This is a genomic window from Sphingopyxis alaskensis RB2256, assembly GCF_000013985.1.
Taxonomy (GTDB): Bacteria; Pseudomonadota; Alphaproteobacteria; order Sphingomonadales; family Sphingomonadaceae; genus Sphingopyxis; species Sphingopyxis alaskensis.
In genome coordinates, this window is sequence record NC_008048.1 from 2,348,024 (window position 1) to 2,369,827 (window position 21,804).

General features: G+C 68.6%; 20 protein-coding genes. 14 read left to right on the top strand and 6 right to left on the bottom strand.

Going from position 1 to position 21,804, the window contains the following annotated elements:
* Window positions 1–104 precede the first annotated feature (104 nt).
* From SALA_RS11380 to SALA_RS11400, 5 genes are read left to right on the top strand one after another with little or no spacing between them, the layout of a single operon-like run.
* Window positions 105–1,649 (top strand): lipopolysaccharide biosynthesis protein, encoded by a 1,545-nt coding sequence (locus SALA_RS11380; protein ID WP_041384069.1) that lies wholly within the window; start codon window positions 105–107, stop codon window positions 1,647–1,649.
* A complete protein-coding gene (locus tag SALA_RS11385) occupies window positions 1,646–2,356 on the top strand; it encodes an HAD family hydrolase (RefSeq protein WP_011542521.1) in 711 nt (236 codons plus the stop codon). Before SALA_RS11380 ends, SALA_RS11385 begins: the two co-directional genes overlap by 4 nt.
* Window positions 2,356–3,495: a hypothetical protein gene (locus SALA_RS11390; RefSeq protein WP_011542522.1), complete on the top strand. Its 1,140-nt coding sequence runs from the start codon at window positions 2,356–2,358 to the stop codon at window positions 3,493–3,495. The genes SALA_RS11385 and SALA_RS11390 overlap by 1 nt, the downstream gene beginning before the upstream one ends.
* Window positions 3,492–4,595, top strand: coding sequence for a CDP-alcohol phosphatidyltransferase family protein (locus SALA_RS11395; protein WP_011542523.1), 1,104 nt, complete (start codon window positions 3,492–3,494; stop codon window positions 4,593–4,595). Before SALA_RS11390 ends, SALA_RS11395 begins: the two co-directional genes overlap by 4 nt.
* Window positions 4,592–5,020 carry an HIT family protein gene (locus SALA_RS11400; RefSeq protein WP_011542524.1) on the top strand — a complete coding sequence of 143 codons (429 nt, stop codon included), beginning with the start codon at window positions 4,592–4,594 and terminating at the stop codon, window positions 5,018–5,020. The genes SALA_RS11395 and SALA_RS11400 overlap by 4 nt, the downstream gene beginning before the upstream one ends.
* Here SALA_RS11400 and SALA_RS11405 read toward each other — a convergent pair.
* The 3 genes from SALA_RS11405 to SALA_RS11415 are packed head-to-tail and all read right to left on the bottom strand — an operon-like array spanning window position 5,008 to window position 7,483.
* Window positions 5,008–5,772, bottom strand: a complete 765-nt coding sequence (locus tag SALA_RS11405; RefSeq protein WP_011542525.1) for a sugar phosphate nucleotidyltransferase — start codon at window positions 5,770–5,772, stop codon at window positions 5,008–5,010. The genes SALA_RS11400 and SALA_RS11405 overlap by 13 nt on opposite strands.
* Window positions 5,769–6,563, bottom strand: coding sequence for a nucleotidyltransferase family protein (locus SALA_RS11410; RefSeq protein WP_011542526.1), 795 nt, complete (start codon window positions 6,561–6,563; stop codon window positions 5,769–5,771). The genes SALA_RS11405 and SALA_RS11410 overlap by 4 nt, the downstream gene beginning before the upstream one ends.
* On the bottom strand, window positions 6,560–7,483 hold the full coding sequence (locus tag SALA_RS11415) for an alpha/beta hydrolase (protein WP_041383288.1): 924 nt from the start codon (window positions 7,481–7,483) through the stop codon (window positions 6,560–6,562). The genes SALA_RS11410 and SALA_RS11415 overlap by 4 nt, the downstream gene beginning before the upstream one ends.
* Before the next feature lie 124 nt (window positions 7,484–7,607).
* Between SALA_RS11415 and SALA_RS11420 the strand changes: the two genes are divergently transcribed.
* Genes SALA_RS11420 through SALA_RS11435 form a run of 4 tightly spaced genes read left to right on the top strand, consistent with a single transcriptional unit; the run spans window position 7,608 to window position 11,461 of the window.
* Window positions 7,608–8,438, top strand: coding sequence for a diacylglycerol/lipid kinase family protein (locus SALA_RS11420; protein WP_011542528.1), 831 nt, complete (start codon window positions 7,608–7,610; stop codon window positions 8,436–8,438).
* On the top strand, window positions 8,435–9,283 hold the full coding sequence (locus SALA_RS11425) for a metallophosphoesterase family protein (protein WP_011542529.1): 849 nt from the start codon (window positions 8,435–8,437) through the stop codon (window positions 9,281–9,283). The genes SALA_RS11420 and SALA_RS11425 overlap by 4 nt, the downstream gene beginning before the upstream one ends.
* Window positions 9,284–9,332: 49 nt before the next feature.
* Window positions 9,333–10,424, top strand: a complete 1,092-nt coding sequence (locus tag SALA_RS11430; protein ID WP_011542530.1) for a hypothetical protein — start codon at window positions 9,333–9,335, stop codon at window positions 10,422–10,424.
* Window positions 10,421–11,461, top strand: a complete 1,041-nt coding sequence (locus tag SALA_RS11435) for a phosphotransferase family protein (protein ID WP_011542531.1) — start codon at window positions 10,421–10,423, stop codon at window positions 11,459–11,461. The genes SALA_RS11430 and SALA_RS11435 overlap by 4 nt, the downstream gene beginning before the upstream one ends.
* A 180-nt stretch (window positions 11,462–11,641) precedes the next feature.
* Here SALA_RS11435 and SALA_RS11440 read toward each other — a convergent pair whose 3' ends face one another.
* The 3 genes from SALA_RS11440 to hflK form a co-directional block, all read right to left on the bottom strand.
* Complete coding sequence (locus SALA_RS11440; RefSeq protein WP_011542532.1) at window positions 11,642–13,135, bottom strand: trypsin-like peptidase domain-containing protein; 1,494 nt, start codon at window positions 13,133–13,135, stop codon at window positions 11,642–11,644.
* Between the two features lie 127 nt (window positions 13,136–13,262).
* Window positions 13,263–14,114 (bottom strand): protease modulator HflC, encoded by an 852-nt coding sequence (gene hflC / locus SALA_RS11445; protein ID WP_011542533.1) that lies wholly within the window; start codon window positions 14,112–14,114, stop codon window positions 13,263–13,265.
* Entirely contained in the window at window positions 14,114–15,274 is a 1,161-nt protein-coding gene (gene hflK, locus SALA_RS11450; RefSeq protein ID WP_011542534.1) for a protease modulator HflK, read from the bottom strand. Before hflK ends, hflC begins: the two co-directional genes overlap by 1 nt.
* A 92-nt stretch (window positions 15,275–15,366) precedes the next feature.
* Here hflK and SALA_RS11455 point away from each other — a divergent pair, with 92 nt between their 5' ends.
* From SALA_RS11455 to SALA_RS11475, 5 genes are all read left to right on the top strand, one after another.
* On the top strand, window positions 15,367–16,344 hold the full coding sequence (locus SALA_RS11455; RefSeq protein WP_041384072.1) for an Mrp/NBP35 family ATP-binding protein: 978 nt from the start codon (window positions 15,367–15,369) through the stop codon (window positions 16,342–16,344).
* Window positions 16,344–16,766, top strand: coding sequence for a CoA-binding protein (locus SALA_RS11460; protein ID WP_011542536.1), 423 nt, complete (start codon window positions 16,344–16,346; stop codon window positions 16,764–16,766). The genes SALA_RS11455 and SALA_RS11460 overlap by 1 nt, the downstream gene beginning before the upstream one ends.
* An 83-nt stretch (window positions 16,767–16,849) precedes the next feature.
* On the top strand, window positions 16,850–19,138 hold the full coding sequence (locus SALA_RS11465) for a xanthine dehydrogenase family protein molybdopterin-binding subunit (protein WP_011542537.1): 2,289 nt from the start codon (window positions 16,850–16,852) through the stop codon (window positions 19,136–19,138).
* Complete coding sequence (hemH, locus tag SALA_RS11470; protein WP_011542538.1) at window positions 19,135–20,130, top strand: ferrochelatase; 996 nt, start codon at window positions 19,135–19,137, stop codon at window positions 20,128–20,130. Before SALA_RS11465 ends, hemH begins: the two co-directional genes overlap by 4 nt.
* A 92-nt stretch (window positions 20,131–20,222) precedes the next feature.
* Window positions 20,223–21,722: a DUF1963 domain-containing protein gene (locus SALA_RS11475; RefSeq protein ID WP_011542539.1), complete on the top strand. Its 1,500-nt coding sequence runs from the start codon at window positions 20,223–20,225 to the stop codon at window positions 21,720–21,722.
* Window positions 21,723–21,804 lie beyond the last annotated feature (82 nt).

A 21,804-nucleotide genomic window follows, 5' to 3' on the forward strand; every position in this document is an offset into this window, starting at 1 on the left:
GGTCCGACTAGACCCGATTGGCGGCGGCGACAAGGGGGGTGATGCGCCGGCAATTCGCGAAAGCCGCTGGCGGCGCGGCTGACGAGCCGCTAGGGGCGGCAACGATGAGCGACGACGCCGACCATTCTGCCGTCACCAGCCGCAGCGTCGCGCGCGGGCTCGGCACGACGGTCCTCGCGCGCCTCGGCGCGGTGGTCGAGATCGTCGCGCAGCCGCTCTATGTGCTGATGTTCGGGCTTGCGGGTTACGGCCTTTACGCCGTGCTGTGGGCGGCGGTGAACCTCATCGAAAATATCTTCGACCTCGGCATGACCAGCGCGATGCAGCGCACCGTCCCGCAATCGGCAAGCGATGTCGAGGCGGCGGCGGCGCTGCGCACCGCGATGATCTTCGGCGTCGGCCCCTGCATCCTTGTCGCTGCGCTGATTACCCTGTTCGCCGCCGAGCTGGGGCCGCTTCTCAACGTCGCGGCAAAGGACCGCCCGCTCGTCATCCCGGCGATCCGGATTTTCGTCTGGGCGCTGCCGCTCTGGGCGTTCGTCGAAATCGCGACCTCGGCGCTGCGCGCGCGGATGGTGTTCGGCGCCGAAATCCGGCTGCGGATCGTGTGGGAGCAATTGCTGCGCCTCGTCTTCGCGGGCCTGTTCTTTGCGGGCGGCTTCGGCCTCAAGGGCCTGTTCATCGCGCATCTCTGCTCGCTGGCGATCACCGCCGCGCTGTCGGTCCGCCTGCTTGCGCGGCAATATAGCTTTGCCGATCTTTGGCGCGGTCCGTGGGACGGTCAGACGTCGCGCGACACTTTCTGGGCGGGGCTGTCGATCCTTCCCTCGAATGTCATCACGCGGCTGTTCGGCGACGCGCCCGCGCTGGTCCTCAACATGCTGCTCCCCGGCGCGGCGGGGGCCGCGGCGGCGGGCCTCTTCACCATTGCGCGCAAGCTGTCGAGCGTGGTGCAGCTTGTGCGCATCGCCTTCACCTATGTCATGGCGCCACTCGCCGCGAGCGCCGAGCGTCGCGACCGGCGACAGGTTGCCGACATCTATGCCTATGCGACGCGGCTGATCGCGGCGATCGCGCTGCCGCTCGCCGCCGTGCTCGCCGCCGGCAGCGCCTCGCTGCTCAGCCTGTTCGGCGATCAGGCGCAGGCGGCGCAGGCGGCGCTGGTCATCCTGCTTTTCGCGCGCGCGGTCGAGGCGGTGCTCGGCATCTCCGCGCCGGTGTTGCAGGTCGTCGCCGCCTTTCGCCACCAGCTCACCGCCAGCATCATCGGGGTTGCCGTCGCCGTCGCCGCCGGATGGCTGATGGTCGGCCATATCGATCCGCTGACCGGCGTGACGCTGGCGACGGCGATCGGGCTGGTCGTGATGGCCGCAATCCCGACGCTGCAACTCGCCGTGGTCGAGCGGCTCCATCCCTTCGATGCGCAATTCCCCGCGGTCGCGCTGCGCGGGATCGGCGTCACGATCGTCGCCGGGCTTGCCGCGATGCTCGCCGACCTGCTCCCCGACCCGGTCGCGCTGCCCTTGCTGCTCATCATCGCCGCGGCGGCGATCTGGCTGGCGCTGCGCTTTGCGCTGCCGCTCGCCGATCGCGCCTCGCTCGGCAAGACGGCGCGCCGCCTCCGCCTGATCGGACCCGCCGACCGATGACCGACACCCCGCCCCGCGTCGCCGTCTATGACCTCGACCGCACCGTGCTGCGCACCCCGACCTTCACGCTGTTCCTGCTGTGGGCGGCGTGGCGCGACGCACCGTGGCGGCTGCTGCTGCTCCCGGCGCTGGCGGCGCTGATGATCGGCCATGCGCTCGGCCTCTATGGCCGCGACCGGTTCAAGCCCGCGGCGATCCGGCTGATGCTCGGCGCCAGCATCGCGCCGACGCGCGCCCGGCGGCTCGCCGTGCGGTTCGCCGCGTGGCGCGTGCCGCGCGACGTGCCGCCGGGCGCCGCCGCCTGCATCGCGCGCGACCGCGCCGAAGGCTTCCGGCTGCTGATGGCGACCGCGGCGCCCGAGTTTTACGCGGGCGCAATCGCCGACGCGCTCGGTTTCGATGCCATTGTCGCCTCGCGCCATCGCCGCGACGCGGACGGCAACTGGCTGCCGGCGCTCGACGGCTCCAATTGCTATGGCGCCGAAAAGGCGCGGCGCGTCGCCGAATGGCTCGCCGCCAACGGCGCCGGGAACGCGCATATCCGCGCCTATTCGGATCATGTCAGCGACGCGCCGACCTTTGCGCTGGCGCGCGAGGCGTGGCTCGTCGGGCGTAGCGCCAAGGTTGTGCGGCTTGCCGCCCAACATGGCTGGCAGGTCGCCGATTTCGAGGATGCCGCCGCAGGGGCGTCAACGGAGGTTCGTTGATGCGCATCCTCTTCCTCTTCATCGGCGAGCCGCACCACCTGTTCCACGCGCTGCCCATCGCCGCCGAAATGGCCGCGAAGGGTCAGCCCGTCGAGGTCGCGGTGGCAAGCGCCGATCATCTGCCCGTCGCGCAGCAGGTCATGCTCGCCTATCCGGGCTTTGCGCCGCAAATCACGCTGCTCGGGCAAAAGGGCCTCGCGCGCTGGCTGCGCGCGCGCGGCCTGTTCCGCAATCCGCGCCTGCCGATCCTGCTCGACGCGCTGCCCTTCCTCCGCCGGTTCGACGCGATCGTCGTCCCCGAACGGACGACGACCAGCATCCGTCATTTCCTGCCGCGCCGGACGCGCCTCATCTTCACGCCGCACGGCGCGGGCGACCGTGCGATCACCTTCGACGCGCGCGACCGCCGTTTCGATTTCGCACTCGTCGCGGGCGAAAAGAGCGAGGCACGGATGATCGAGGCCGGGACGATCCGCCCCGGCCATTATGCGGTCACCGGCTATGTGAAGCTCGACCTGATGCGCCGCCTGCAAAAGTCGCGCGCGCCGATTTTCGACAATGACCGACCGACGATCCTCTATGCCCCGCATTTCCGGCGCGACCTGTCGTCGTGGGACCGGTTCGGGCGCGGAATCATCGACTGGGTCGCGGCGCAGGACCGCTACAACCTGATCGTCGCTCCGCACGTCCGCCTGTTCGCCGAAGCGAGCGACGCCGAACGGGCCGAAGTCGAACGCCGCGCCATTCCGGGCAAAATCCTTGTCGACCTGGGCTCCGAACGCCTGTTCGACATGAGTTATACCAGCGGCGCCGACCTCTATCTCGGCGATGTCAGCAGCCAGGTGTATGAGTTTCTGGCGAAGCCTCGACCGTGTGTCTTCCTCAACGCGCATCGGGTCGACTGGGTCGGCGATCCCGACTATCTCTTCTGGACGCTTGGCGATGTCGTCGATGACCTCGCCGACCTGCCCGCCGCGCTCGACGCCGCCCCCGGCCGCCATCCGCTCTATGCCGATGCCCAGCGCGCGCGCCTCGCCGAATCGATCGGCGGCGATCCCGCAGGCGCGGCGGCGCGCGGCGCCGAGGCGATCCTGCACTTTCTTGCAAAGGACGCCGGGCAGGATAAGAGCGGCGGATGACCGACGCCAAACCCCTCCCCGCGCTGACGCCGATCGGCGACAATCCCACCCTCATCTGGGGCATGACCAACGCCGAGCGCCTGCGGCGGCTGGCGCGCGCCGAGGGACTGCCCGACACGCCGGGCGCATCGGGCGCGCGGCTTTACGTCAATCTGGCCTATGTCTTCGATCCCGTGTGGTTGCGCCACGTCGTCGCGCTGCCCGGCACGGTGGTGATGGACGGCGATGCGCTGGTGATGGCGCATCTGGTCGGCGGCATGACGCCGGACGATATTGCGGCCAACCGCAGCACGCTGTCGATCATCGACTATCAGGGCAATCCGCAAATCTATAACCGCCAGCTGCGCAAGCTCGACTGCCCCTTCATTCAGCCGCTGACCCGCGAAACGCGGCGCGCGATCGAGCGGAAGAGCTATTTCGGCGCCTATAAGGGCGTGACCGACGCGCTGACCAAATATCTCTGGCCCGAACTTGCGCTATGGCTGACGCGCGGTGCGGCGAGCATCGGCATGACGCCGAACATGGTGACGGCGATCGGCGCGGCGCTGTGCATCTATGCGACCTGGCTCTTTGCGCAGGGCCAGTATTGGGAGGGGATGCTCGCGGGCTTCATCTTCATGGTGCTCGACACCGTCGATGGAAAGCTCGCGCGCTGCACGATCACTTCGTCGAAATGGGGCAATGTCGCCGACCATGGCGTCGACCTCATTCACCCGCCCTTCTGGTGGTATTTCTGGGGCGTCGGGCTCGGCGCCTGGGGTCTCGCGCTGCCCGATCAGACCTTCCTGCTGGTGATGATTGCTGTGGTCGCGGGCTATGTGCTCCAGCGCGTGATCGAGGGGTTGTTCATCAAGGATTTCGGCATGGACATCCATGTCTGGCGCCGGTTCGACAGCCAGTTCCGCCTGATCACCGCGCGGCGCAATCCCAATTTCGCAATCCTGTTCTTCGCGACGCTCGCCGGACGCCCCGACATCGGGCTGATCGCGGTGGCGTGGTGGACGGTCATCTCGCTGGTCGTCCATGCGGTGCAGTTGGTGCAAGCCTATGCAGAGCGGCGCGCTGGGCGCCCTATTGTCAGCTGGATGGAGGAAGCATGAACGAAACCATCGCAAAGTTCGGCCACCCGGCGACGCTGATCGCCGACTATGCGCATTGGGTCGTGCTGCTTCGCCCCGCGCAGCCGACGCTCGGCGCGCTGGTGCTCGCGGCGAAATCGGACGCCACGGCGTTCGGCGACCTGCCCGCCGCGGCTCACGCCGAGCTCAAGACCGTCACCGCCGCCATCGAGGCGGCGCTGAGGCAGGCCGTCGGCTATGCCAAGATCAATTATCTGATGCTGATGATGGTCGACCCCCACGTCCATTTCCACGTCCTGCCGCGCTATGATGGCGAGCGCAGCGGCGCCGGGATAACGGTCGCCGATGCCGGCTGGCCGGGGCAGCCCGATCTGGGGCAGGCGGTAAAGCTCGACGAAAGCCAGATCGCCGCGCTCACCGGCTGGCTCAAACCCTATTTCGCGTAGCGGCCTTCGGCCACCCATTTGGCGGTGAGCGCCTCGGCGGCCTCGACATCCTGCGGAAAGTCGACTTCCTGCCATTCGAGCCCCTCGATCGACACGGTGCCGACGCGGTTGCCCTTGGCGATGACGTCGATCGCGCGCAGATACCAGCGCTCGACCCCGTCGGGGGTGCGCATCATCTGGTCGACCTGGTTGCGGAAGATCGACGGGCCGTCGCCGGTGAAGGCGAGCATCCCGATCGATTCGGCATTGGTATCGGGGGGCAGCAGCCGCTTGCCGATCTGGTGGAGCCGCCCCTCGGCGTCGCGGTTCACCTTCATATCGTCGTCGTCATAATCGGCTTTGACATCGACGGTGACGGTGATCGGCTCCTTCACCCCGTCGATCAGTCGCGCGACGATCTCGTCCGAAACGATGGTGTCGCCGTTCAAAATGATGAAATCGCGGTCCATTTCCTCGCGCGCGATCCAGCAGGTGCCCAGATTGTCGGCGACCTGAAAGAAGGGATTGAACAGCGTGCGGATGCGCGCGCCCGTGTCGCGATAGAGTTGCAGCGCATGATCCTCGACGCGTTCGGTGCGGAACCCCGTGACGACGACGATGTCCCTGATCCCGTTCGCGACGAGCGCCGCGACCTGCCAGCTGATGAGGCTGCGGCCCCCCAGTTCGATCAGACATTTGGGAATGTCGCGCGTCAACGGCAACAGACGCGATCCCTGTCCGGCCGACAGGATGATGGCTTTGGAAATGGTCATAGGCGCCGCCCTATAGCCGCTTCGCCCCGCGCGGCAAATATCGCTTCGATCAGCGCGATGTCGGCGGGCTTGTCGGCGTCGATGCACGCCACGGGGTCGCTCATCGGCACCACTTTCGCCGCAAGGCCAAAGCGCCGCCCCGCGCGCGCCACCCCTTGCTGGATGGTGAACAGGCGCAGCAGCGCGCCGATGAGCAGCCACGGGCCGAAAGCCGCGATAATCTTCAGCCCCTTTTTGCGGTCACGCTCGATCCGCCCCCAGAAATCGAGCAATGGCAGGACGCGCTGCCCGCGCAGCCGAAACAGGTTCGCCCCCGACCACCAGCCGCCCCGGAACTTCAGCCAGGTCCGCCGCGATTCGGGATAGTGCGCCAGCAGCACGTCACGCTCGACCATCGCGACTGCGACGTCGCTGTCCACCGCGCCGCGCAGGAACTCGGCGATCATCGCCGGGGTGAGCAGCACATTGTCGGCGGTGGTCACGAGCAGCGGATCGTCGCCCGGCGGCAATGCGGCGGCGAGCGAGCTGCTGATCCCCTCCCCCGATGTGGCAAAATGCAGGTCGGCGATGCCCGCAAGGCCCGGTTCGGCGGCGAGCGCTGCGCTGTCCTGCGCCAATATGGTGATCGCCCCTACCTCTGGCGCGGCGCGCAGCGCGGTCACGACATGGATCAGCATCGGCTGCCCCGCGACGGGGAGCAGCGCCTTGGTGGGCACCCCGCTGCCCGCCAGCAGCGGGTCGGCGCCGGGACGGCTGCCCGCGAGGACGATCGCCGCTATCGGGCCGGTCATCGCTCTGCGTCCACCGGCGCGATGCGGCGCGCGGTGACACCGCGAAGGAAATCGCTCGCTTCGTCGAGCACCGGCCCGCGGTTGCGAAAGGGCGCGGCGAGCGCCATGACGATCCCGGTGTGGCCGACGCCGGGATAGATGCGCAGCGTCGCCGACCCGCCCGCGCGCTCGATCGCGGCGGCGAGGTTCTGGCTGTTGCGCGGGCGCACCACATCATCCTCGTCGCCGCTCGCAAGCCAAAGCGGCGGCGCGTCGCCGCGCGCGAAATGGATCGGCTGCGTCCGCTCGATCGGCCGAACCTTGCCCATCGCCTTGTCGGCGCGGCCGCCCTTTTCGAGCGGCAGGAAGTCATAAGGCCCGGCAAGGCCCGCGACGCCGCGGACGATCGACGGATCGCTTTTCGCGGCGCGCAACCATTGCGGGTCGAGCGCGAGCATCGCGGCATTATAGGCGCCCGCCGAATGCCCCATCAGCGCGATCCGGTCGGGATCGCCGCCGAGCTTCGCGATATGCTCATGCGTCCACGCGACCGCCGCGGCGCTGTCTTCCAGAAAATCGGGCCAATGCGCCTTCGGCACCAGCCGGTAATCGGGGATCACGACGACAAAGCCCTGCCGCGCGAGCGCGCGTCCCGCGAAACCATAATGGCCGCGCTCGCCGCTGTTCCAGCCGCCGCCATAGAAAAAGACCACGACGGGCAGCCGGTCGCCTTCGCGCAGGCTGCCCGGCACCCAGATGTCGAGCGACTGGCGCGGCCCGCGGCCATAGGGCTGGTCGGCGATCAGCAGCCGCGCGCCATCGCCCTGCCCCAGCAGCCGGTCGGCCAGGTTGAGCGATTTCGCGCCGCCCGCGGCGATCATCCTGGCGCCGCCGCCGAACAGCAGCACGAGCAGCAGCAGCACGAAGAGGATCTTGATCAATCGCCGTCCCTTGCAAAGCCGCGCCGCCATCCCGCCGCGCCCTACAGCGCCGCGCGGCGCGTCACAAGCGCGTAACATTGGCGCGGCGCGCGACCTTTTGTCCGCTCGCGCGTAGAAGAAGGCGATGACCTGCCCCTTTTCCCGCCCCGCCCTTGTCTGCAACAGCCACAGCGGCAGCCACGACGAGGCCGTCCTCGAAGCGATCGGGGCGGTCTGCCGCGAACAGGGCGCGCCGCTCGCCGCGACCTTTGCGCTGCCCGATGACGCGATTCCCGACGCCGCCGAACTGGCCCGGCAGCAGATCGACCTCCTGATCGTCTGGACCGGCGACGGCACGATCAACGCGGCGGCAGGCGGTGCGGCGGGGTGGGACGGCGCGATCCTGCCGCTGCCCGGCGGCACGCTCAACCTCCTGTCGAAGGCGCTCCACGGCGACCGCGACGCGCCCGACATATTGGCGGACGTGCTGCGGGGCAAAGGCCACCGACGCCCGGTGCCGATGCTCCGTTCAAAAGACGGCGATGCCTTCATCACCATCGTCGCCGGCCCCGCGACGCGCTGGGCCGAAGTGCGCGAAACGATGCGGCAGGACGGGCTGATCGAGGCGAGCCGCGCGGCGCCCGAGGCGCTCGACGCGATGATGAACGCGCCCGGCGTGCGCGTCGCGGGTCAGGACCGCGACTGGCCCGCGATCATCCTGACCCCCACCCCGCACGGCATCCGCGCCGACGGCATCGTCGCCGAAGGCTCCGCCGATGTGCTCCGCCACGGCCTCGCCTGGCTCGGCGGCGATTTTCGCGACGGGCCGAGCGAGCACGTCGCGACCGGCGACACGATCATCCTCGAAAGCGACGCGCCGATCAGCCTCGAATATGACGGCGAACTCAAGGAAACGGAATCGCCCGCGCGCTTCGCGCTCGGCACGAGCACGGTCGATTTCATCGCGACGGCATGACACGGCTCTTTCATATCAGCGACCTGCATTTCGGGCTCGAAGACCCGGCGGCGCTCGACTGGTTTACCGACTGCGTCCGCGCCGAGCGCCCCGACGCGGTCCTCATCACCGGCGACCTCACGATGCGCGCGCGCGCGCATGAGTTTGCCGCAGCGTGCGACTGGATCGAAACGCTCGACGTGCCCGTGACGGTCGAGGTCGGCAACCACGACCTGCCCTATTTCAATCCGGTCGCGCGCTTCTTTCATCCCTATCGCCGTATCCGCCGCATCGAACGGCTCGTCGAGCGCGAAATCGACCTGCCCGGCCTGGCGATCGTGTCGCTCAAGACCACCGCGCGCGCGCAGTGGCGGCTCGACTGGTCGAAAGGATGGGTGACCGACAAGGCGCTCGCCCGCACGCTCGCCGCGATCGACGCGCTGCCCCCCGGCGCCATGCCACTCGTCACCGCGCATCATCCGCTGGTCGAGGCGGGCACGAAAGGCCGCGCGCTGACCCGCGGCGGCGAGCGCGCGCTGGCGGCCTTGGCAAAGCGCGGCGTCGCGGCGGTGCTGACCGGCCACGTCCATGATGCTTTCGACCTGGTGAAACAGACCGCGGGCGGGCCGATCCGCATGATCGGCGCCGGGACGCTGTCGCAGCGCATCCGTTCGACCCCGCCCAGCTTCAACGACCTGCTGGTCAGGGGCCGCGCGCTGTCGGTGCGCGTGCGCAATCTGGCCGACGTGCCGACCCCCGACATGCAGATTACCGACATCCCGGCCGACGCGCTGCCGCCGCGCGATCCCGGCGAACCCGTCGCGCCCGTCCACGCCGTCCCGCCCGTCGATCCGCCGGTGCATTGACGCGCGCGTCCATCCCGTTAGGTTGCAACAAAAAACGGGATGAGGGACGATGCTGACCAAGGGCGACGATTACCCGCTGCACCAGCGCGCCGAGCCGATCGCGTTCGCGGGCGCCGACCGCAATTTTTACGACCGCTATTTCTTCAACGGCTATGCGCCCGACGGGTCGGTCTTTTTCGCCGCGGCGATGGGCTTTTATCCGCAGCTCGGCATTGTCGACGCCAGCTTTTCGGTCATCGTCGATGATGTCCAGCATATCCTGCACGCCAGCCGCCGGTCGGACGGCGAACGGCTCGACCTGTCGGTCGGGCCGGTCGCAATTACAATCGACGCGCCGCTTGAAACGGTGACGCTGCGCATCGCGCCGAACGACGGGCTGCTCGCAGGCGAGCTGCGCTTCGCCGGGCGCCATTTCCCGATCGAGGAACCGCGCTTCACGCGCCGCAACGGCACGCGGCTGTTCATGGACTATACGCGCATGACGCAGAACGGCCGCTGGTCGGGCTGGTTGTCGGTCGGCGGCCAGCGCGTCGATGTCGCCGATGGCTGGACGGGCACACGCGACCGCAGCTGGGGCATCCGCCCGGTCGGCGCAAGCGAGCCGCAGCCACCACCGGGGGGCAATTTCGCGCAATTCTTCTGGCTGTGGACGCCGTGCAATTTCGCCGACCGCTCGCTCTTCTTTCACAGCAACGACGATGCCGCTGGCGCGCCGTGGAACCGCCGCGCCGTCATCGTGACCGACAAGGGGACCGAGACGCATTTCGACGCCGCGCGCTTTGCAATCAGCTGGCAGCCCGGAACGCGGCGCATCGCCGACCTGTCCGCCGACCTCGGCAGCGACCGGCGGCTGACCTTGACCCCGACCGGCCCCGTCGTTGCGATGAGCGGGCTCGGCTATACCCACCCCGTCTGGGGGCACGGGCTCGACCATGGGCCGGACCTGGCGGTGGCGCACGACGCGCTCACTGCCGAGGAGCGCCGCTGGGCCAATCCGCTCGCGATGCACATCCAGGCGCTCGTCACCGCCGACCTTTCCGATGGCGGCACGCTCCACCGCGGCGTCGGCGTGCTCGAACAATTGTTCGTCGGGCCGCACGCGCCGACCGGCCTGTCGGGGCTGATGGACCCCGCGCCTTGAGTTTTCCGACCGCGCCCGGCGCGATGACGCCCGACTGGCTCGGCGCGGTGCTGGGGCATCCCGGCCAGCTCCGGGGCTTTACCGCGGCCAAGGTCGGCACGGGGCAGATGTGCGACAGCTTCCGCCTGACGCTCGACTGGGCGGACGATGTGCGCGGCCCGACGAGCGTAATCGCCAAATGTCCGAGCCACGACGAAGCGAGCCGCCATATCGCGCGGCTGACCGGCACCTATGTCAAGGAAGTCAGCTGGTATCGCGAACTCGCGGCGGACAGCGGTGTCGCGGCGCCGCAGTGCCATCATGCCGAAATTGCGGGCGATGGTGTCGATTTCATCCTCATCCTCGCCGATCTCGCGCCCGCCCGGCAGGGCGATCAGCTCGCGGGTATCGACGCCGCCTGGCTCGTCCCCTGCATCGACGCGGCGGCGGCGCTGCACGCCCTGCTCTGGAACGACCCGCGGCTGGGCACGCTGCCCTGGCTCGCGCGCGACAATGGCGATGTGGTGCGCGCGCTGTTCCCGCAGCTCTATGCCGGGTTTCGCGAACGCTATGCGGCGCGGCTCGCGTCCGAGGTGCTGGACCTCGGCGCCGGAATCGTCCAGCGGCTCGACTGCTATCTCGCGCGCGAACCCGCCGCGCGCACGATCGTCCACGGCGACCTGCGCATCGACAATATCCTGTTCGCGCCGGACGGCCAGGCCTGCTGGCTCGTCGACTGGCAGACGCTGGGGCGCGGCAGCGGCGCCGCCGACCTGGCCTATCTCGTCGGCACCAGCATCGCCGATCCGGCCGAGCGCGCCGCCGCCGACCGGCCGGCGTTCGACCAGTGGATCGCCGCGCTTCGGGCGCGCGGCATAGCGCCCGATCCTGATGCGTTATGGACCGATTATCGCGTCGGCGCGCTCAGCGGCTATTTCATGGCGGTCTTCGCCTCGATGAGCGTCGAGCGCACGCCGCGCGGCGACGAAATGTTCGCGCTGATGGCCGAACGCCCCGCGCGCCAGGCGCTCGACCTCGGCAGTCTCGACCTGCTTTAGAGCCGATGACCTGCTGGAGCGGCGTGCGGCCGCGAAATCTGTCGCGAACCCCGCCATCAGGCCGCGGCCGACGCTCGCCGAATCGGCGTCGAAGAGCCCGGTCAGCCCGATGCCCGCCGCAAGAAAAAGGGGCGCTGCAATCGCAGCGCCCCCGATCGCGTCGACCGTGTCCGTCGCCGTTTATTTGAGGCGGATCGCAATGAAGGCCGACGGGCCGCCGCGCCGCAGGATTTCCAGCAGCACCGCGTCGCGCCCCGCCTTTTTGGCGTCGGTGATGACCTTCGCCAGCGCCTCCGCCGAGGTGACCGGCGTGCGATTGGCGCTCAGGATCGCGTCGCCGCGGCGCAGCCCCTTGCGGCCCGCGTCGCTGCTGCCCGCGACCGCGGCGATGACGAGCCCCTTGCTGTCGGGGTCGATGCCGACGGCGCGCGCGATCGCCGGGGTCAACGGCTGCACCGCCATGCCCAGGCTGTTCTGGATCGTCTCGTCGGCCGCGCCCGATGGATCCTCGGGCATCGTCTGTTCCTCTTCGGGGTCGAAATTGTCCCCGGCGAGCTGCTCTTCGGGCGGGCGCGTGCCAACGACGGCATTCAGCGTCATTGTCCGCCCGTCGCGCACGATTTCGAGCGGGATGCGCGTGCCGGGCTTGGTGTTGGCGACGATGTAGGACAAAGTCTGCTGCGGCGTGACATCGCGGCCATTGACTTTCAGCACCACGTCGCCGCGCTTCAGCCCGGCCTTTTCGCCCGCTTCGCCGGGTTCGACGCGCTGGACGAACTCGCCGCGGTCCTTGGGCAGGCCGAGCGCCGCCGCAATGTCTTCGGTCACCGGAACGATGCCGATGCCCAGATAGCCGCGCTGCGGTCGCTCGCCCGCGCGCAGCGCCTCGATCACCGGGATCGCCGCTTCGGCGGGGATCGCGAAATTGACGCCGATGTTCGCGCCGACGGGAGAGATCAGCATATTGTTGATGCCGACGACATTGCCCTGCAGGTCGAACAGCGGACCGCCCGAATTGCCGCGGTTGATCGCGGTATCGGTCTGGATATAGCGGTCATAGGCGCCGCCCTGCCCGATGTTGCGCTGCACCGCCGAAATGATCCCCGCGGTCACTGTCGAGCCGAGCCCGAGCGGGTTGCCGATCGCGACCACCCAGTCGCCGACGCGCGCCGGGCTGCCTTGCGCGAATTTGACGAAGGGCAGGCCGGTGGCGTCGATCTTGAGCAGCGCAAGGTCCGACGCCACATCGCGACCGACGATCTTCGCCTTATATTCGCGCTGGTTGGTCAGCGTGACAGTAACCTCGTTCACGGCTTCGCCGCGCGGTCCGCCCGAAATGACGTGGTTGTTGGTGACGATATAGCCGTCCGACGAAATGAGGAAACCCGATCCGCCGCCCTGCTGCTCCTGCGTGATCGGCTCGCGCGTGCCGGCAAAGGGGTTGAGGCGTACGCCGAGCGTCACTTCCTGCTTGGTCGAGATATTGACGACCGCAGGCTGCAATTGTTCGACGAGGTCGGCAAAGCTGTCCGGCGCGCCCGCGCGCGGGACGACGCGTGCCATTTCGCTCTGTTCGTTCTGCGCGACCTGCGCGCCGACGGGCGACTGGGTGACCAGCGCCAGCGCGGTGCCACCCGCCAGCAAGGCCGAAGTGATGCCATATACGTAACGCACGATCGGAAATCCTCTTCGTCTAGGTAAACTTCAAACCCCGGCCGCCGGTCTCTGCGGCGGGGCGGCTGAACGCCGATTGAACATGAACAAGCGCGAGACGTTCCGTTCATCGGCGCGATGGGCGCGACTATCCGCCGCTGAACCGTTTCAGATATTCATTGTCAGGCGACAGGATGATCGACGTTCCGCCCTCGTTGTTCTCGCCGAGGAAGGTCTGCCGATAGCTCTGCATCGCGCGGTAGAAATCGTAAAATTCGGGATCCTTGCCAAAGCTGGCGGCATAGATGCGCGCCGCTTCGCCGTCGGCGCTGCCGCGGATGATCTGCGCTTCCTTCTGCCCTTCGGCGCGGATCGAGATCGCTTCCTGCTGCCGCGCGGTGCGCATCCGGTTGTAGGCGGCTTCCAGCGTCGCGCCTTCGGGCAGGTCGGCGCGCTTGATCCTGACGTCGATGATCGCGGCGCCATATTTCTGCGCCTCGCGGTTCAAGGCCACCTGGATATTGTCCATCACGGCGCCGCGTTCGGCCGACAGCAAGGTGGCAAAGGTCCGCTTGCCCAGTTCGTTGCGCAGCGACGAACCGAGGATCGTCGCGAGCTGCTGCTGCAAGCGCTCCTCGGTGCGGATCGCGGTATACATACGCACCGGATTGGTGATGCGGAAGCGCGCAAAGGCGTCGACCTGCAATCGCTGCTGATCGGTCGAGAGCACCTGCTGGCGCTCCATGTTGATGCCCAGGATGCGCTTGTCGATCAGCTGCACCGAATCGGCGAAGGGCATGGTGAAGAGCAGTCCGGCGCCCGAACGGCCGAATTGTTCGCCCGGCTTATAGGCGTTTTTGGTGCCATAAACCTCACCGACGCGCAGCACGACCGCCTGCCGGTCCTCCGGCACGATCGACACCGTCATCGACAACAGCACCAGCAGGGCGACGATGCCGACCAGCAGGCGCACGGGATTGCGGAAAAGCGGCGCGAACATCATTCGCCTCCCTTTGTCACGGCTTCGGGCGCGCGCAGTCGTCTCTGGACCTCGTTGAGCGGCAGATAGGGGGTCACCCCGCGCGCTTCGACAATCGTCTTGTCGACGTTCGACAACACGGCCTCCATCGTTTCATAATAAAGCCGCTGGCGGGTCACCTCCGGCGCCAGCCGATATTGTTCGTAAATCTGGTCGAACGCGGACGTATCGCCGCGCGCGCGTTCGAGCACCTGCTGCTGATAGGCGCGGGCCAGGTTGATCGCCGCTTCGCGTTCCTGCCGCGCTGCGGTGACTTCCTTGAACGCCTCGTCGACCTGGCTTGGCGGGTCCGCCTGACGGATCGCGATGCCCTGAATCGTCACGCCGGCGCGATATTCGTCGAGCAGCGCCTGCATCCGGCTCTGTACCTGCGCCTCGATCTCGACGCGGCCGGGGCCGATCGCCTGCACAAGGTCGAAATTGGCGACCGTCGCGCGCATCGCGCTTTCGGCGACCTCGCGGATCGTGTCCTCGGGATTGGCGATCTGGAAAAAGAACAGCTCGGGCGCGCGCACCGACCAGCGGACCTCATAGGCCAGATCGACGATGCTCTGGTCGCGCGTCAGCACGAAGTTCTCGTCGGTCGCTTTGGGCGATCCGATCGCCATCGTACGGATCGCGCGGACGTCCTCCATGCGGATGCGCTCGATCGGCGCCGGCCAGGTCAATTTGACGCCGGGACCGACGGTGCGCGCATAGCTGCCGAGCCGGGTGACCACGCCCTCCTTTTCGGGCGGCACGATGTGGAAGGAGGAGAAGAAGAGCCAGACCGCGAGAACCGCGACGATCCCCCATTTCCATATTCGTCCCGAATCGGCGAAGTCGAACCCGCCGCCGCCCGAACCGCCGCCGCCGAAACCGCCACGTCCCTTGCGCAGCAGTTCGTCGAGCGCCGACGGGCCGCGCGGTTTTGCCCCGCGGCGCTGGTCGGCCGGGTCGGGCGTGACCCAGGGGTTGCGCGGCCCCGGCCGCTTGCCGTCGCCGCCCTTGCCGTCGTCATCCTCGCCCTTGCCCGGGCCATTGCCCCACGGGCTGTTGGCCATCTGGCTGATCGAATCGAAAAATTGCCGCAATCCCCGGAGGGTGCGGCGTCCCATGCTGCCTTCAATCTGGTCGCTCATATTGCTTTTATAGGGGCGGCGGGCGCGATTAACAGGGGGTGCGCGCGAAAATGGCTGGCAAAGCGCGTCGGCGGCCCTATTTCGGCGCAGACATGACCGACCCCGCTCCCCTCGCCAGCATCGCCGCCGACCTCAGCGGCGGTCGCACCTCGGGCCTGCGCTTCCTCGACGACCGGGGCACGCTCGCCATCGTCCTCGACGTCACGGGACTTGCCGCCGACGACCGCAAACCGCTGGAGGACCGGCTGCGCGCCGGCCTGCTCGAACAGCCGGGCGTGCGCGAGGTGCGCGTCGCAATGACCGCCGAGAAAAAGACGATGACGATCATCGCGGTCGGCAGCGGCAAGGGCGGCGTCGGCAAATCGACGCTCGCCGCCAACCTCGCGGTCGCGCTTCGGCGGATCGGCGTCAAGGTCGGACTCGTCGACGCCGACATCTATGGGCCGTCGCAGCCGCGCCTGATGGCCAGCGAAGACGTCAAACCCGAAGCGCGCGGCTCGAAACTCGCGCCCGTGCCCAATGCCTATGGCGTGCCGATGCTCTCGACCGGGCAGATCGCCCAGCCGGGGCAGGCGATCGCGTGGCGTGGGCCGATGGCGGGCAAGGCGCTCGAACAGCTGGTCGATGCGAGCTGGGGCGACATCGACACGCTCGTCGTCGACCTGCCCCCCGGCACCGGCGACGTCCAGCTGACGATGATCCAGAAGCACAAGCCCGCGGGCGCGGTGATCGTCTCGACGCCGCAGGATCTGGCGCTGATGGACGCGACGCGCGCGATCAACCTGTTCCAGCAGGCCGACGTGCCGATCATCGGGCTGGTCGAAAATATGGCGGGCTATGCCTGCCCGCATTGCGGCGAGGTCAGCGACCCGTTCGGCAGCGGCGGCGCCGAGGCGGCGGCGAAGGTGATGGGGCTCGATTTCCTCGGTCGCGTGCCGCTGGCGATGGCTATCCGCCTCGCAAGCGACGGCGGCGTCCCTCCCGCGGCCGGAACCGATCCGGCGGGCGAGCCATTCCACGCAATAGCGGCGAAGGTCGCCGAATGGCTGGATGCACGAAAGGGCAAATGATGGCGATCAACGACGAGGGCGAAATCCGCGAACTGCTTGGGGCGCCGCGCCGCATCGCGGTGGTCGGCGCCTCGCCCAACCCCGCGCGTCCCTCGAACGGCGTGCTCGCCTTCCTGATCGCGCAGGGGCACAATGTGATCGCGGTCAACCCCGGCCACGCGGGCAAGACGATCCATGGCGCGCCCGTCGTCGCGACGCTCGCCGATGTCGAGCCGCCCGCCGAAATCGTCGACATCTTCCGCAACAGCGACGCCGCGGGCGCCGCGGTCGATGACGCGATCGTCCATGGCGCAAAGGCGGTGTGGATGCAGATCGGCGTCGTCAACGAGGCCGCGGCAAAGCGCGCCGACGCCGCCGGCCTCATGGTCGTGATGGACCGTTGCCCCAAGGTCGAGATTCCGCGCCTCGGCTTGTTGCGCTAACCATCCCGCTTTCCCGGAAGCGAGAGGGTTTGCATTCCGAAAGCCTTTGCTCTCGCAACTCGCCCCGCTTATCAGCGTCGGCGATGGCGGGCATTCGCGACAGGGTTGGAAAGCGCAAATCGCGGCTGCCGCACGTCAGCCGCCGCCAGATGCTCGTCGGCGCGACCGCGGCGGGCGGCCTCGCGATCGCATGGGGCCTGTGGCCGCGCGACTACCAGCCGAATCTCACCGCCGCACCGGGCGAGCATGTCTTCAACGCCTTTCTGAAAATCGGCGACGACGGGCGGATCAGCGCGATCGTCCCGCAGTGCGAAATGGGTCAGGGCGTCACCACGCTGCTGCCACAGATCATGGCCGACGAACTGGGCGCCGACTGGCGCACCATCGCGGTCGAAAGCGCGCCGATCAGTCCCCTTTATACCAACACGCTGCTGGTCGACGAGGACAGCGCGGTCTTTACGCCGCGCGCGCTCGTCCCCGATTTCGTGTCCGACGTGCGCCGCTGGGTGCGCCGCGAGTGGGCCGTGCGGAACGCCGTGATGCTGACCGCCAATTCCTCGTCGGTGCGGATGTTCGAGGAACCGTGCCGCGCCGCCGCGGCGCAGGCGCGCGCACTGCTGATGATGGCCGCCGCCGATCGCTGGGACGCCGACTGGCAGGAGTGCGACACGCAGGACGGCTTTGTCATCCACGGGCGCAAGCGTCTGCGCTTTGCCGAGGTCGCGGCTGCGGCGGCGACCTTCGAACCGCCCGCCGAACCCATGTACCGCGCGTCTGCGCCGGACCCGCTCTATGGCAAGGAGCTGACGCGGCTCGACCTGCCCGCAAAGGTCGACGGGTCGGCCAATTATGCCGCCGACATCCGCCTGCCCGACATGGTGTTCGCCGCCATCCGCCAGGGACCGCTCGGCGCGACGCGACTGACGGGCATCGACCGCACGGCGGGACTCGCTTCGCCCGGCCTGCTCCATGTCGTGACGCACGAACGCTGGGTTGCCGCCGTTGCGCGCAACTGGTGGGCGGCGAACCGCGCGCTCGACCGCTTTGCGCCGGTGTTCGAAACCCGGGGCACGCCGATCTCGACCGATCGTATCGACCGTGCCCTCAAGGCCGCGCTGAAGGCCGACGGCTTTCGCATCGTCAGCGAAGGCGACGTCGGCGAAGCGATGGAGGGGCGTACGCGCATCGCCGCCGAATATGCCGTCGCGCCCGCACTCCACGCCCCCATCGAAACGCGCAGCGCGACCGCCGCGCCCGATGGCCGCGGGCTGCGGCTCTGGGTCGCGACGCAGGCGCCGACGCAGTGCCGCGACGCGGTTGCGCGGGCCACGGGCTTGCCCGCCGCCGACGTCACGCTGTTCCCGATGATGGCGGGCGGCTCGTTCGACGCCTGCCTCGATCACAGCGTCGCGGTACAGGCGGCAATCATCGCGCTTGAAATCAAACGCCCGGTCCAGCTCGCCTGGTCGCGGGCCGAGGAAATCATGCGCCTGCCGCCGCGCGCGCCCGCGCGGGCGAAACTTACCGCAACGCTCAACGCCGCGGGCGGGATCGACGCGCTGGTGGCGCGGATCGCCGTCCCCTCGACCAACCATGAGGTGCGCGCGCGACTGTTCGACAATAGCCCCGCCGACGTCGCGCAGCGCGCCGCCGCCGGCCGCGCCGATGCGGCGGCGGTCGAGGGCGCCGCGAAGCATTATGCCATCCCCAACCGGGCGGTCGATCATTGCCCGGCGGACATCGGCCTGCCGACGGGGCGCTGGCGCGGCAATGCCGACAGCTATACCGCTTTCTTTACCGAATGTTTCGTCGACGAAATGGCGGTGCGCGCCGGGTCGGACCCGCTTTCCTATCGCATGGCGATGCTCGGCGAGGCGCCGCTGCTCGCGCGCTGCCTGCTCACCGCCACCAGCCTCGGTGGCTGGGAGGGCGGGCTGGCGGGCAGCGCGCAGGGGCTGGCCTGCCACTCGATGCGCGGCAGCCACATCGCGCTGATGGCGACCGCGCGGCCAAGCGACCGGGGTTTGCAGGTCGAACAACTGGTCGCGGTCGTCGACGCGGGCCGCCTCGTCAATCCGGCGATCGCGCGTCAACAGGTCGAGGGGGGGCTGATCTTTGGCCTCGCCGCCGCGGTCGGCGCGACGACCGATTATCAGGGCGGGCTTGCCACCGCGCGCAAGCTCGGCCAGCTCGGCCTGCCGCGCCTGTCTCAGACGCCCGAAATCCTCGTCGAGTTTGTCGACAGCGACCGCGAGCCCGGCGGGCTTGGCGAAATCGGCGTGCCCGTCGTCGCCCCCGCGATCGCCAACGCAATGTTCGCCGCGACGGGCCGCCGCATTCGCCGCATCCCGCTGTCGGGGCACCCGCTATGACCCTGCCCCCCGATCATCCTCCCGTTCGGCCGCCCCGCGTCGCCGTGCTGCTCGTCAACCTCGGCACCCCCGACGCGCCCGATCCGCCGTCGGTGCGCCGCTATCTCAGACAATTTCTGTCCGACCGGCGTGTCGTCGAAATCCCGCCAATCCTGTGGCAGCCGATCCTGCGCGGCATCATCCTGACGACACGGCCGAAAAAATCGGCGCACGCCTATGCGCAGGTGTGGACCGGGGACGGTTCGCCGCTCGCCGCGATCACCCGCGCACAGGCGGCGGCGCTGCAAGGCGCGCTCGGCGAAGGCGTCGCGGTCGCTTATGCGATGCGTTACGGCGAACCGGCGATCGGCCGCGCGATCGACGCGCTGACTGCCGCGGGGTGCCGCCGCATCCTCGTCGCGCCGCTCTATCCGCAATATTGCGCGGCGACGACCGCGACCGTCGTCGATGCCGCCGCCGACCATCTGAAGACGCTGCGCTGGCAGCCCGCGCTGCGTTTCCTGCCGCCTTACCACGACGATCCCGCCTATCTGGCGGCGCTGAAGGCCTCGGTCGAAGCGGGGCTTGCGACGCTCGATTTCATCCCCGACGTGCTGCTCGCGAGCTTTCACGGGATGCCCGAGCGCACGCTCCATCTCGGCGATCCCTATCATTGCCAGTGCCAAAAGACCGCGCGCCTGCTTTCGGACATGCTCGGTCGCCCCGTCGAGGTCGCCTTCCAGTCGCGCTTCGGCCGCGCCAAATGGCTCGAACCCGCGACCGATACGCGGCTCGAAGCGCTGGGCGCGGCGGGCAAGAGCGTTGCGGTCTTTGCGCCGGGCTTTGCCGCCGACTGCCTCGAAACGCTCGAGGAGCTGGCGATGCGCGGCAAGGAACAGTTCATGGCGGCGGGGGGCAAGCAATTCGCCTACCTCCCCTGCCTCAACGCCGACGCTCCCGGCATGGCGATGATCGAGGCGCTCGTCCGCCGCGAGCTGGCGGGCTGGATCTGACGCGCCGTCGCTTACCAACTGTTTAGGTCGATGCGCTAAATTACTCCATCGTGGCGCCGATCCGGCGCGGCGTCGCCCGTTGGAGTGATGCAATGAACGAGGTCGAATCGGCCGCCTTGATGCTCGCAGCGATGCTGCTGCTGGGCCTATTGGTCGCCTTTGCGATCTGGCGGGCGCGCCGCCCCGTCACATCGTCGCCGGTCGTGCCACGCGCACCAAGGGCGCCCCGCGAGCGCCGCTTGTCTCAATTGTCGCGCAAGGCGCCCGAAATCGCCGACGTCGAGATCGCGCCGTCGCGGCTTGCGCGGGTGAGCGGCAAAGCGCCGCTCGAACCGCCGCGCGATCTGACCATCGACGATGCGCATGAACCCGACATTCCGGTCGATGTCGTGGCCAAAGCGGCTATCGAAACAGTGGCAACCGAAGTCGAAGCATCCGCCAGCGAAGCGATCGGCGAGACGCGCGCCGCGCCGCTCACGCTGCACCTCGTTCCGCAGATCCCGCTGCGCGATGCCATTTCGACGCACAGCTGGCTTGGCGGGCGCCCGCGGCTGGCGACGGGCATGGCCTGGCCGCGGATCGACGACCAGCCCGCCGATTTCCTTGCGCAGCTCGGCTGCGCCGACCTGCCCCGCGAGTTGTGGGGCGGACGCGGGCCGCGGCGCGGCGCGCTCGCCTTTTTCATCCATCGCCACCGGCCCGACGTGCGTGTGGTCCACGTCGGCGAACCGGGGCCGCCACTCGCTCCGCCCTATGCGCTCAATGACGCCGAAGGTTGGTTCAGCCCGCACGGCGCCCTCGCCGGCGGCGATCTCCTGTCCTTTGCCGTGCGCGCCTTTCCGCAATGGCCGGTCGATCTTGTCGCCGCGGACACCGTCGATGCCGACCCGCGCCGAAGCGATCCTGACGATCTCGACACCCGCGGCTACGACATCGCCGACCCCGCCTTCCACCCCTTCGACTGGGGCAGCCTGACCGCGATGGCGGCGATCCTCGAATCGCGCCTCGACCGGCTGGTGAGCGAACCCGTCGGCGGTACCGCCCCGGCGGACGCGATCGAACGCTGCATCGCGATCAACCGCGAAGCGCGCGAGCGCGCTGCGGAGATCATCGGCATCATCCACGACAGCGCGGTGCGCGATCCCTTTTCGCCCGGCGATGCGGCTGCGGTGATGGCGGCGCTCCATGCGATTCCGTGGGCGCGGTTCATCGGCACGACAAACCCCGATGGCAGTGAGGCCTTCGAGCTTGTGACGCTGCCGCTGACGACGCACCGCGCCGACGCCGACCTCTGGGTGCGCGATTATCGGATGATGCTCTTCGACCGCGCGAAGCACGCATGGTGCGCCGATCCCGCCAATCTCTCGGCGCCCGCGCGCGCGCATTTCGAGCCGCTGTGGCAGGGCCTCGCGACACGCGAAATGGCGAGCACGGGCGGCGAATGCGACGGCGATCCCGTCCTGCTCGCGCTGCCGACGAGCGGATTGATGAGCCGACGCTTCGGTGACGATCAGACGCTGCTTGTCACGATTGCCAGTGCCGACCTCGCGATCGGCGACTTTGCCAAAGCGCGGGCGCGACTGGTTCGCTGAACAGTTTTGCGATTGACGTTCCGGTCAACTTGCGGGCCATGCCGCCGCGCCCTAATCATCGATTCAAATCTGTGGGAGAGAT